This is a genomic window from Massilia sp., assembly GCF_046293535.1.
GTDB lineage: Bacteria > Pseudomonadota > Gammaproteobacteria > Burkholderiales > Burkholderiaceae_D > Telluria.
The window spans coordinates 1-12438 of the sequence record NZ_JBKBOV010000061.1; the positions used below are offsets into that span (position 1 = coordinate 1).

A 12438-nucleotide genomic window follows, 5' to 3' on the forward strand; every position below is an offset into this window, starting at 1 on the left:
ATAAGGCTCTCCAGCGGCGAGGAAGGGGTATCACGGGGCAGCGCCGACCAGCTGCAGTGAGAGTAAACGACACAGCTTAAACTCGCTGAAAAACTGTCTTGACCGATGGGTCCACTTTAACCGACCAGCGTAGAACCGGCTGGTCTGGTAGCTGAACAGATGAAACCAGCTCCACAGAAGTTCCGCACGACCAATCGGAAAAGGTACAACGAAGCGCTCAAGGCACGCGGCTCGCTGCTCAGCTGGCTTGATCCGACGATGAACTGGCATGGGCAGCCGAGCGGCATGCGCGGGCGCAGCCAGACGTTCAGCGACGAGGCGATCCAGTTCTGCCTGAGCATCAAGTGCTTGTTCAATCTGCCACTGCGCCAGGCCATGGGCACGACGCAAAGCCTGCCGCAGCTGGCTGGACTGAACTGGGCGATACCGGACTGCAGCACGGTTAGTCGCCGCCAGAAAACGCTGCGCGGCGCGGATGCCCGTAACGACATTCTGTACACCACGCGCCGGCTGGGCAGGGCGATCTGGAAGAAATGAAGCGGCTACCACCGGCGCAGCCTTGTCGGAACGAAGATGCGCTGCTTCAAGCTGCTGGGCGAACGCGTCGTGGCACGTGACTTCGACTGTCAGGTCGCCGAATTGCAGGTGCGAGCGGCTGTGCTGAATCGCTTCCTCGGCTGGGTACTCCGATTACGGTCCCGGTGTTGTAAAACGAACTACAAATAGCGTCAGCTCGGCCTTCGCCCGATTTGCTCAACAAAGCCGCGGAGAGGAGCAAGGGTTGCAGGGCGAGGGACGCCCTGCAACGCGGGTCTTGCGTGTGGGATTCGAAGCCTCACGCATGCTTGCGCGAGAGTGGCTCGCGGCACGTGGGCGAATCCCAGCGCTTTGCCGGCAACCGATGCGCTTCAAGCACTGCTTGAACGCGCGCACGGCGAAGCCGTGCACCCTACGGAATCCCACTTCACTCGGCTTCCTCCACTTGCAGGAATGCGCCCGAACGCCCATCATTACCAGGATGCCGCCTCCCATCGCAGCATCGCAGGCCATGGCGCCGGGCTGGCGCCGTGCATGATCCAGCCCCCGGCTCATCGAGGAGTTTTGCATGGTACAGAAACGTTCGTTCTTCGCGACGCTCACCGCGATCGCCTGGTCCTTCATCGGCCTGCGCCGCAAGAAGGATTTCGACGTCGATGCGGAAGGAGCCTTCAATCCGCTCTATGTCTTCATCGCCGCGCTCCTGGCGCTGGCGCTCTTCATCGGCGCCCTGATGCTGGCGGTGCGCGTCGCGGTATCCTGAGGTCGCCGGGCGCTAGCGCAGGAAGATGAAGTCGTTCCCGACCCGGTGCCGCCAGGTCTGGATCAGCTCGCGGTAGGCTTCGCCCACCGGCCGCACGCGCCGCTCCAGGTCGCACAGGCCGTACTGGTTGACCGTGCCGGCATCCATCGTCAGGGCGCTGTCCCAGTCGACCTGGTCGACCAGGCTGTACCAGGTGAAGCCCAGGATCGGCACTCCGTCGCTCTTGAGCCGCACCAGGTTCGACCACTGCTTGTCAAGCCAGGCCCGCGCGTCCTTTTCGCCGGCGCCGGCGTCGCGGTTGTTGGTCTCGGTGTGCATCACCGGGATGCGGTAGCGGTGGTAGTACTGCTGGGTGATCACGTAGTAGCCGAACAGTTCGCAGGACGTGGTGCTGCCGTCCGGCTTGATCACGTGCTCGTTGGTGGCGTAGTAGTCGTTGCCCATGATGCAGACGGGCTTGACGCTGCGGTTCAGGAAGAAGTGGTAGTCCTTGCGCGTCATGCCGTGATCGAACAGGTATTCATACATCCTGCCGCTCACGTCGTGGCCATAGGTCAGGTCCAGGGCCAGGAAGCGCAGCTCGTTCATGTGGCGCGCGATCTCGGTGGCTTCGGGGCCGGCGGGGTGGTAGTACTCGGACGATTCGCTCTGGATGAACTTGGCGTCGGGCCGCACCATCATGATCGCTTCCGTGGCCAGGATGTTGGCGCGCGCCAGGTTGCGCATCGCGGTGACGAAGGCCCGGTCCGAGCGCAGGCGCTCGTTCCACAGGCCCTCGTGGGCCGAGAACTTGGCCGTGATGTAGATCTCGTTGATCGGCGTGTACAGGTCGACCCAGGGGTAGCGCTTCGCGAAAGCCGCCGCGTACTCGGTGAAGTAGGGCACGAACTCGGGATTCTGGAAGTTGCCCAGCCAGTCGGGCACCCCGAAGTGGCACAGATCGACGATCGGCTTGATGCCGCGCTGCCGGATCTCGGCGAAGACCTCGTCGGTGAAATCCCACTCGTAGCGCCCCGGGCCCTGGTGCACCCGGTAGTAGGGCGGACCGTAGCGCAGCGCGTCGATCCCGAGCGCGCTGACCAGGGACAGGTCTTCCTTCCAGTGCCGGTAATGGCCGGTCTTTTCCATCTCGTCGACGCGCAGCGCCTCGCCGTTGCGCCCGGTGACGACCGGGTAGCTGCCTTCGATTCCGGTCGCGAACATGAAGCCTTGCATGGCCTGCTCCTTTATCCTGCACTGGCCAATCCATCATCCCGCCAAAACCCGGCGCCACGCAAGCGCAAAGGAGTAACAAATAGTGTTCGCGGGCGTGCGCGCAACAGTCCCGGACATGGCGCGCGTGCGCCTCGGCGGGCATGGCCCGGCCGTTTGGGGGCCGCAGCGCCAGCCGTCTGCGCCGGCAAGCCTGCCTGTATAGGAAACAGCCCGGATGTGCTAGCATCTTGACAATGCGGCCTGTATCTTTGACGATACCCGCCCGCCGCGCGCAGCGCGGGAGAATTCGAATAACCTCAGTGCCAGCCCGAGCTTTCATCTTATGGAAACCATCGCATTCAGCGGCCCGTTCACCCTCGACCGTTCGCGCCACGCCGCGGTCCAGGTGTACGAATTCCTGCGCGAAGAAATCGTCAACCTCACCCTCAAGCCGGGCACCCTCCTGTCGCGCAACGAGCTGTCCGCGCATTTCGAGCTGTCCGTCACCCCCATCCGCGACGCCCTGATGCGCCTCGAGGAGGAGGGGCTGGTCGACATCTACCCGCAGCACGCGACGCGCGTGCGCGGCATCAGCATCGCCTCGGCGCGCCAGGCCCACTTCCTGCGGCTGTCGATCGAGCTCGAGGTGGTGCGCACGCTGGCGCAGAAGAACGATGCGGCGCTGGGCCAGTCGCTGCAAAGCCTGGTGCTCCAGCAGCGCGCGGCGCTGAAGGGGCGCGACTTCGAATCCTTCAGCCGCGTCGACCATGCGTTCCACAAGCAGCTGTACGTCGCGGCCGAGGTCGAGGAACTGTGGCGCCTGATGCGCCACCGCAGCGGCAACATGGACCGCCTGCGCCGCCTGCACCTGCCGCTCAACGGCAAGGCCGAGTCGGTGCTGAAGGACCATGCCGACATCGCCGAAGCGATCGGCCGCGGCGACGCCGGCGCCGCCGAGACGGCGGTCCGGCGCCACCTGTCGGGCACGCTGTCGGAACTGGATGCGCTGCGCCGGCAGTATCCCAACTACTGGATGCCGGGCAGCGACTGACGAGGCGCGCCGCGCCTGAATCGACGCCCGGCTTCAGCGCTGCGCCAGACGCGACTCCAGCACCACGCGCTGGCCCAGGCGCAGGTCGGGCACGTAGCTCATCCGCATGTCCTGGCCGTCGGCGCCGCGGTGGAAATCCATGGTGATGTTGCCGTCGCCGGACGCGAAGCGGTAGGGCGCGACCGCCGCCAGGCGGATCGGCTTTTCATCGTCGATGATGGCCTCGATGTAGCGCGGGGCCGTCAGCACACGCAAGTACCAGCCGTTCGACATCTCGTAGGCGCCGGAAATGTTCTCGGCCTCGGCCGCGCGGATCCGGGGCGCCTTGCCGGGAGCGATCACCTGGACCCAGGGGACCGGCGCCGTGTCTGCCGGCGGGTAGGGCATGGTTTGGGCATCCGCGCCGGTGGCCGACAGCAGCAGGGATGCGGCAATGAGGATGGAAGAGCGCACGATGATTCCTTCACGAAGCGGGAATAAGCCTTCGGAGCGCGCGCCGCGCCATGCAGGCGCGGTGTTGGGGCCGTTGGGACGCCCGAATGCGTCCATGCGCATTCGGGATGATTCAGTCTAGGGCGTGCACGGCGGCCCGCAAGGGCGAAGCCATGCACATCACGAAACAATCTGGTCCCACCTGAATCGAGACAGGCGGGACATGATTCAAACACGGCGGCAGGCGGCAATTTTCGAATCGTGACGGGCGGCGGCATGGCTCAGCCGGCGGCGCGCGGCGCCATGGCAGAGCAGGATGTGGACGCTCATGCGCATGCCGGCGTAGACTGTGCGGATCCGTTCTCTACCAGCCAGTCCATGATCATTTCGTCCGCCCTGGATTTCCGCGAAGCGGCGCGCCGCCGCCTGCCGCCTTTCCTGTTCCATTACCTCGATGGCGGCGCCGGCGCCGAGCAGACCCTGCGCAGCAACGTCGACGACCTGCAGGCGGTGAAGCTGCGCCAGCGCGTGCTGCGCGGCTCCGAGCAGCTGGACCTGGGCGCGCAGTGGTTCGGCGAGGACTACGCGCTGCCGATCGCGCTGGCGCCGGTCGGCCTGGCCGGCATGTATGCGCGCCGCGGCGAAGTGCAGGCGGTGCGCGCGGCCTGCCGGTCCAACATCCCCTTCATCCAGTCCACGGTGTCGGTGTGCCCGCTGGCCGAGGTGGCGGCCCAGGCCTCCAGGCCGATCTGGTTCCAGCTCTACGTCCTGAAGGACCGCGGCTTCATGCGCGACGTGATGCGGCGCGCCTGGGAGCTGGGGGCGACCAACCTGGTGTTCACGGTCGACATGCCGGTGCCGGGCGCGCGCTACCGCGACGCGCACAGCGGCATGAGCGGCCCGAACGGTCCGCTGCGGCGCGTGCTGCAGGCAGTGACGCATCCGCGCTGGGCCTTCGACGTCGGCCTGTTCGGTCGCCCGCACGACCTCGGCAACATCTCCGCCTTCCGGGGCAGCGCCACCGGCCTGGCCGACTACATCGGCTGGCTGGGCGCGAACTTCGATCCGGGCATCGCCTGGCACGACCTGCAGTGGATCCGCGACGAGTGGAAGGGCAAGTTCATCGTGAAAGGCATCCTCGATCCGGAAGACGCGCGCGACGCACTGGCCTTCGGGGCGGACGGCATCGTCGTGTCCAACCATGGCGGGCGCCAGCTGGACGGGGCGCCGTCCTCGGCCCAGGCGCTGCCCGCCATCGCGGCGCGAGTGAAGGGCAAGCTGGCGATCTTCGCCGACGGCGGCGTGCGCACCGGGACCGACGTGTTCCGCATGCTGGCGCTGGGCGCGGACGGGGTGCTGATCGGACGGGCGTTCGTGTATGCGCTGGCCACGCAGGGGCAGGCGGGGGTGGAGCGGCTGCTGGCGATCATGGAGAAGGATTTGCGGACCAATATGGTGCTGACCGGGGTGCGGTCGGTACGGGAGATTGGCCCGCATTTGCTGGCGAAGTGAGGCTGATCCGCGCGGGCGGCGCGATGATGGATGTGCTGGCGTCTGCAACGCGGCGAGCGGCCGGGGCGGCGGCAGCGACGTCCGCTACCGTAAGAGCGTGAGGCTGTCTTCGAAGCGAATCGATCAACAGGGTTTCGTATCCAGCAACTGCTTCAAGCGCGTGCGGCCAGTCGACAGCTTAACTGAGGAATGCAATCCCCAATGTCCCCAGCCACGTAATGATCGTCGTCCAAATCAGGACGCCACCGATGAGCACCTTGAGCGAGAAGACCTTTGGCATCCCCGCTGCGCCAGCGAGTATTGCCGCGAAAGTCGGGCCAATGAGTAGCGGACCAAGAAGCCCGACGGCCCAAGGCCCTTTGGTAAGCAGCCACTTCGACATGCGTCCGGTCTCCATGTCTGTGGTCTTGCGCCAAAAAATCAAACGACGGATACCATTGCCTGCAAATATTCCCGCGAATGCACCAAGAATCGAACCGATGGCGACAGTGGAAGCCAGCAATATAGGTGGAACTTTTAGGTGAAAGCCAAGTGGAATCGCTGCCCACATTTCAACAGTTGCCAGCGCAAAGACACCAAAAACACTTTCAATCATTAATATTTCCAATCAGACAAACGGCTTATGAGACGCTTGGCAGCCTGTCGTACGAAGTCGGCTGCACGGCTCAGCATAGCATCTTGCCAAGCTGGAAATGTCACGGAAGATCACGACTGATCGAATGGACCCGAAGCGCATCTTTAAACTGACGCTTTAGACGGCATATCTTTGCCTGCGAAGGTCAACTGAGCCCTACGGATATACCAGTAGCACCATCCCGCTTTGAAATTTTCCAACGGTCGGCGTTTGTACTGTCGAAGTTGATCTTGTAATCGAAGTCACTGTCCACAACAAGAAAGACGAGAATCCCTCTGTCGGGCGTAGACGCGGTTTGTCGAAGCCTGGGCCCGAGGTCGTTCACGGCAGCAAAAGTAGCGTCCGTCTACTCACGACCCGAAGCGGACTCAGTGTGTGCGTACTTGTGGCGCAAGCGATGCATCAGCACGCGCTGCAGAATTGCCAGGGCCAAAATAGGAAACACAGCCGCCAGGTACCGATCTCCGCGAAAGACGACAGACATGATCAGTCCAACGACGGTGGCTACAAGCAGCAAACTCGAGGCGCGAATAACGGCAACCCTCGGCGCAACTTCGGATGCAACGAAACCCGCACGAGTTCCGATTGTGCTGACTACGCCAACGATAAGCATACTGATGAAGATCGCTGATTCGCGCATTACATCGTACATCCGGAGAAACCACCATTGATGAGTCAGAAAAGCGACCCCGCCAAGCAGTAGGTAAAGATTTGCGGCAAGAACAAGTCGACTAACTGGACGCCGCTGCGGCAGAACAATTGCTAGCTGCAACAGAGAAGCTAGCGAAGCGAATTGAAAAGCTTCGCGCCAGCGTGCTTCGTCTGGTGCTCCGTACCAGAATGCATACGATGCAAAGAATGAGAGTGGGAGAAATTGAACAAGGGCAAAAAGCCAACGAGGCATGAGCATCACCGGTTATTAATCAATTTTAATATTTATATGCAAATACATGCGCTGCCACGCTTGCTCCCATCAGCTCCCATTCAAGGCTGACTCACGCGTCCGGTCTTGGCCGAAGTCGGTCCTGGCAGAGCGTGGTTGCAATGAAATTTTCGAGATAACTAGCTTTGGCCGCGCGGAACTGCGCGTACTGCCATCTGTACCAGCGCTGAGAGACCATGCTTGTGCGCCTCAGCGACGAGATGAAGCCGTTCCGCGAATAGAGCGTTATTCGGCCCCATCTCATGTCCGCGGCTGAAATAGTCTCGCGCAGAGTTAAAAGTGACACGTTCTTCAGATCCTGGACGCCCTGCCCAGTGGTGGAGTGAGCGAAGCTGGTCAAGCGTCATGCCCACCGATTCTAGATAATCCAGATCGTCCAGAAGTTGCGTGTTATTTGACATGTGCTTCCCTTCCCAGGAATTCCGTGCGTTATGTACGTCCGCTCCTGACCGCTGACAGATCCTGGGCATGCCCCAGTGCCTGGTCTCATCACGCTCACAGCGAGAACAGATTTTTCAGGCGCGCCTAGTGCCCACGCCGCCCGATCCGCTGATGCACGCGCCGCTGCGCCACCCACACCCCGACCGCCACCACCGGCACCAGGATGCCCAGCGCCAGGTCCGGATCGAGCGGCAAGCCGGCCGCCTTGGCCGCCTTGCCCGCGTAGCCGAGCAGGCCCACCAGGTAGTAGGAGATCGCCGCCACCGACAAGCCTTCGACCGCCAGCTGCAGCCGCAGCTGCTGCGCCGCGCGCGCATTCATCGATTCCAGGATGCGGCGGTTCTGCAGCTCCTGCACGATGCCGACCCGGGTGCGCAGCAGGTCGTTGGTGTCGGCGATGCGGCGCGCCAGCGCGTCCTGGCGGGCGCTGACGGCGGCGCAGGACTGCATGGCCGGCGCCAGGCGGCGTTCCATGAATTCTTCCACGGTGGGCGTGCCCTCGATGCGCACTTCGCGCAGCTCCTCGATACGGGCCCTGACCAGGCCGAAATAGGCCTTCGAGGCCGAGAAGCGGTAGCCGTTGTCGAGCACCAGCTTTTCCAGGCGCGCCGCCAGCCGCGTGATTTGCGCCAGCAGGCGCTGCTCGTCCTGCGCGCCCTCCTCGGCGGGCGCCATGTCGGTCGCCACCATGGCGCTCGCCAGCGCGGACAGCTCGGCTTCGATCGCATCCAGTTCGGTGCCGACGGTGCGCGCGGCGGGCAGGCCGAGCAGGGCCATCATGCGGTAGGTCTCGATCTCCAGCACCCGCTGCACCAGGCGCCCGCCCTGCAGGTGGCGCATGCCGAGGTCGCGGACCACGAAGCGGCTGAAGCCGTCGGACTGGATCGCGAAATCGGTCCACAGCTCGGCGCCCTGCATGACCGAGGCGCCGGCCAGGCTGTTGCGCCCGAACACCGCGGGCAGGCGCGAAGCATCGGCCTGGCCCTCGACCAGCGCCACGTGGGCCGCCGCCATCAGGCTGCCCTCCAGGCTGGCCAGCCAGCCGGCGGGAAGGAAGGACAAAGGCACGTGCGAGAAGGCCTCGAGTGCTCCGGTGCCGGGCGCCAGCGGCGTGGTCACCGTATAGGTGGCGAACTCGGTGTGGCATTCCCACTTCAGGCGGAAGCTGCCGAAGTCGTGGAAGAAGTGGCTGCTGCCCGGGGCGGGCGCGGCGACGCCAAAGTGGCCGCACAAGCCTGCGAGCACGTCGTGCTGCGAATGGCGCCCCGGCGGGCCGGCCTGGCCGCCGTGATACACCGCCAGGTGGGTGATCGCCTCGGGGGCGTCCAGCCGCATGAAGGGGCGCGAGTGGAGCTCGGCCGCGAGCGGCACCCGCAGGGGATGGTTCAGCGATACGTTGAAGTCTCTCACTCGACGCTTTCGAAGTAAGTGGGTATGCCTTTTCTCTATTGTGTCATTACTTGTTGTTTTGTGCACTGCGTCAATTGACGCTGAATGGAAAGTGTTGGAAATGATCACCAGACATGGCTCCTGCTCATGCGACCTGCTTTTGGGAATTGCGTTCCTGCACATGCATTGAGCATGGTCAGGCGCCTTGCGTTTAGCAGCGTTTTCATTTCTAGGCGAACTCATCTGTCAGCATGTCGTCAGATGCCCGGCCGAGGATCGATCTGTCAAGCCCGCACCATACTGGTGCATTTTGGCAATCCATCCAGGAGGAAAACATGACTACCCGCAGCTTCCTGCGCCGCAGTTTTTACCACCCCTGCCGGCTCCGCAAACCCCGACTCTCCCTGCTCGCGTTCGCCGTCGGCGCCGCCCTGCTGTCCGCCTGCCAGTTCCCGGGCGGCGGCCGGGTCGACGAACTGAACAATCTGCGGGGCCCCACGCGCGACCTGACGGTCGAACTGCGCGAAGGCACCAACATGGCGGCGGCGCCGTCGCCCGATGGACGCAGGATCGTGTTCTCGGCCCAGGGCGCGCTGTGGATCGTCGCGCGCGAAGGCGGCCAGGCCCGCCGCATCACCGACTGGCGCGTGGAGCCGACCGCGCCGGTGTGGTCCCCGGACGGCAAGCGCATCGCCTTCCAGAACTACGCGCCGGAAGGGAACTTCCATATCTGGACGATTTCGCCGGACGGGCGCAACCTGCGCGAGCACACCACCGGTCCTTTCGATGACCGCGAACCCGCCTGGCTGCCGGACGGCAGCGGCCTGGTGTTCTCGTCGGACCGCAGCGGCGACGGCCAGTACAAGATCTGGCGCGTGGACGTCGACGGCGGGGCGCCGGTCCAGGTGACCACCGGTCCCGGGGCCGAGAGCAATCCGGTGGTGTCGCCGGACGGCGCCCGCCTGGCCTACGTCGACGGCGCCAACGTCGTGACCGCCCCGATCGGCGGCGGCGCGCCGACGGTGGTGGCGCCCGGCACGGCCCCGGCCTGGACTCCGGACGGCAGCGCGCTGGTCTACCAGAACGCCGCGCGCCAGCTGGTGGTCGGCGGCGCGGCGGTGACGACCGACGAGGACATCTTCCCGTTCCCGGTGCGCTTCCTCCCCGACGGGCGCTTCCTGTACACGGTCGACGGCCGCATCCGCATCCGCGATGCCAGCGGCGCCAATCCGAACGATGTCGACTTCCGCGCCGAACTGCGGCTGCGCCGGCCCGCCATCCGCGAAGGCAAGGACCGCAACTTCGACAACTTCAGGCCGCGCCAGGTGAAGGGCATCAGCGCCCCGGCGCTGTCGCCGGACGGGCGCAGCATCGCCTTCGTGGCCCTGAACGACGTCTGGACCATGCGCATCGGCGAAGACCCGGTGCGGCTGACGAACGATCCGGACCGCGACCTCAACCCGCAGTGGACCGCGGACGGGCGCGCGGTCTACTTCTCGTCCGAGCGCGGCAATGCCGGCCAGCTGGCGGTCGACCAGGTCGAGGTGGCGACGCGCACGCGCACGCGGCTGGCCGCCATCCCGGGCCGCTCGATGGTGACGCCGAAGCTGTCGCCGGACGGCGGGCGCATCGCCTACATCACCTTGTCCGGGCAGCTGGAAATCTGGAACCGCGCCGCCGGCAGCTTCGAGGTGATCCTGCCCTCGGTGAGCACCCAGGTCAGCACGCCGCAATGGACGCCGGACGGCCGGCGCATCCTGCTGGTGGACAACGAACGCATCAACAACCGCTTCCGCGAGGGCTACAACAAGCTGCGCGTGATCGACCTGGCCACGCGCACCGGCAACTTCTACGCGGTGGCGCCGGCGCCGCGCCAGATCGCCGAGCGCGACGAGGGCGCGGCGGTGCTCTCGCCGGACGGGACCCGCGTGGCCTTCATCATGGATTCGCGCCTGTACGTGATCCCGGTCGGCCCCAACGGCGCCCCGACCGGCGAAGCGCGCCGCGTCAGCGACGACATCGCCGACCTGCCGTCCTGGGGCGGCGACTCGCGCACCATCCTGTACAAGTCGGCCGAGCGGGTGCGCACCGTGCGCGTCGACGGCGGCGGCACGCGCGAGATTCCGGTCCGGCTGGAGTACCGCCAGGCCGTGCCGGAAGGGCGCACCGTGATCCGCGCGGGCGCGCTGTGGGATGGCGTGGGCACGAACCTGCGCCAGAACGTCGACATCGTCATCGAGGGCAACCGCATTGTGTCGGTCGGGCCCCAGACCGCGCAGCCGGCCGGCGTGCGCGTGGTCGACGCCAGCGGCCTGACCGTGATGCCGGGGCTGATCGAAACCCACGTGCACCCGCTGACCCTGTACCAGGGCGGCCAGTTCGGCCAGATCGCCCAGCTGATGCTGTCCTATGGGATCACGACGGCGCAGTCGGTGGGCGGGCCGCTGCACCAGAGCGTCGAGCTGCGCGAGGCGCTGGAAGCCGGCAACCTGCTGGGGCCGCGCCTGTTCGTCTCGCCGCCGCTGTGGGAAGGCAACCGCCAGTTCTACAGCTTCGCGCGCACCCTGCGCACCCCGCTCATCGCCGAACTGGAAATCGCCAAGGCCAAGCGTTTCGACGTCGATTTCCTGAAGAGCTACGTGCGCGCGCCGATCCCGATCATGGAGCGCATCGCGCAAGGGGCGCTCGACCTGCGCGTCCCGAGCGGCACCCACATGGTGCAGCCGGGCGCGGCGACCGGCCCGGGCGGCACCACCCACCTGTCGGCCACGCAGCGCATGGGCTACGGCTGGTCGAAGTCCTTCGCGCGCGCGATCACCTACCAGGACGCGGCCGACGTCTACGGCAAGGGCGACTTCTTCCTGATCGACACCCTGTTCTCGGCCTCCGCGCTGGCCGGGCTGGATCCGGGCATCGTCACCGATCCGCGCTTCGTCCTGGTGCCGCCGAACTTCGTGCCGGGGCTGCAGAACGCGCAGCCGCCCACCGCGACCCAGCTGGCCAGCATCGTCAACGACGCCACCCAGCAGGCCAAGGTGCGCGCCGCCGGTGCGCTGGTTGCCAACGGCACCGACTCGCCGCTGGTGGTGCCGGGCATCTCGCTGCACCTGAACATGCGCGGCGCCGCGCTGGTGCAGGGGAACCTGGCGGCGCTGTACTCGGTGACGCGCGACGCGGCCCGCGTGGCGCTGGTGGGCGAAGACCTCGGCACAGTGGAGAGCGGCAAGCTGGCCGACCTGATCGCCGTGGGCGGCAATCCGCTGGCGGACCTGCGCGCCGCCGCCGACGTGCGCTTCGTGGTGAAGAACGGCCGGGTGATCACGCTGCCGGAAATCCTGGCGCCGGCGCAGACGCCGGAGCAGCTGGAGGCGCGCCGGCAGGCGCTGGCCGCCCAGGAGAAGCTGTGCCGCGAGGAACCGCATCATTGCGGCGAACCGGGAGGCCACGCGCACTAGGGCTCCTGTTTCGTAGGCGTGGTCCAGTCCAGGGGGCAGGGCCACCCGCAGGCGACCCCCCCGTCAACCCCCCCACTAACCACCCCG

General features: G+C 65.7%; 9 protein-coding genes and 1 pseudogene. 5 read left to right on the top strand and 5 right to left on the bottom strand.

Annotated features, from left to right (window positions below):
• Positions 1–159: 159 nt before the first annotated feature.
• Both ACK4S9_RS21770 and ACK4S9_RS21775 read left to right on the top strand, forming a co-directional pair.
• Positions 160–710 (top strand): annotated as a pseudogene (locus ACK4S9_RS21770) (transposase).
• A 395-nt stretch (positions 711–1105) separates the two neighbouring features.
• Positions 1106–1300, top strand: a complete 195-nt coding sequence (locus tag ACK4S9_RS21775) for a DUF2970 domain-containing protein (RefSeq protein ID WP_409729805.1) — start codon at positions 1106–1108, stop codon at positions 1298–1300.
• Positions 1301–1312: 12 nt separating this feature from the next.
• On the opposite strand, the gene ACK4S9_RS21780 is transcribed toward ACK4S9_RS21775, so the two are convergent.
• Entirely contained in the window at positions 1313–2515 is a 1203-nt protein-coding gene (locus ACK4S9_RS21780; protein WP_409729807.1) for a family 1 glycosylhydrolase, read from the bottom strand.
• Positions 2516–2837: 322 nt separating this feature from the next.
• On the opposite strand from ACK4S9_RS21780, the gene ACK4S9_RS21785 reads away from it, so the two are divergent.
• On the top strand, positions 2838–3545 hold the full coding sequence (locus tag ACK4S9_RS21785) for a GntR family transcriptional regulator (protein WP_409729809.1): 708 nt from the start codon (positions 2838–2840) through the stop codon (positions 3543–3545).
• A gap of 33 nt (positions 3546–3578) precedes the next feature.
• Here the strand turns inward: ACK4S9_RS21785 and ACK4S9_RS21790 are convergent, their stop codons facing one another.
• The gene (locus ACK4S9_RS21790; RefSeq protein WP_409729811.1) at positions 3579–3998 is read right to left on the bottom strand and encodes a hypothetical protein; all 420 of its coding nucleotides are present in this window, start codon (positions 3996–3998) and stop codon (positions 3579–3581) included.
• Positions 3999–4355: 357 nt separating this feature from the next.
• Between ACK4S9_RS21790 and lldD the strand changes: the two genes are divergently transcribed.
• Positions 4356–5489 carry an FMN-dependent L-lactate dehydrogenase LldD gene (gene lldD / locus ACK4S9_RS21795; protein WP_409729813.1) on the top strand — a complete coding sequence of 378 codons (1134 nt, stop codon included), beginning with the start codon at positions 4356–4358 and terminating at the stop codon, positions 5487–5489.
• Positions 5490–5667: 178 nt separating this feature from the next.
• Here the strand turns inward: lldD and ACK4S9_RS21800 are convergent, their stop codons facing one another.
• The 3 genes from ACK4S9_RS21800 to ACK4S9_RS21810 all read right to left on the bottom strand — a co-directional run bounded on the left by ACK4S9_RS21800 (position 5668) and on the right by ACK4S9_RS21810 (position 8917).
• Entirely contained in the window at positions 5668–6084 is a 417-nt protein-coding gene (locus ACK4S9_RS21800; RefSeq protein WP_409729815.1) for a hypothetical protein, read from the bottom strand.
• A 385-nt stretch (positions 6085–6469) separates the two neighbouring features.
• Entirely contained in the window at positions 6470–7027 is a 558-nt protein-coding gene (locus ACK4S9_RS21805) for a hypothetical protein (protein ID WP_409729817.1), read from the bottom strand.
• A 564-nt stretch (positions 7028–7591) separates the two neighbouring features.
• Positions 7592–8917, bottom strand: coding sequence for a DUF3422 family protein (locus ACK4S9_RS21810; RefSeq protein ID WP_409729819.1), 1326 nt, complete (start codon positions 8915–8917; stop codon positions 7592–7594).
• A gap of 314 nt (positions 8918–9231) precedes the next feature.
• Between ACK4S9_RS21810 and ACK4S9_RS21815 the strand changes: the two genes are divergently transcribed.
• Positions 9232–12351, top strand: a complete 3120-nt coding sequence (locus ACK4S9_RS21815) for an LpqB family beta-propeller domain-containing protein (RefSeq protein WP_409729821.1) — start codon at positions 9232–9234, stop codon at positions 12349–12351.
• Positions 12352–12438 lie beyond the last annotated feature (87 nt).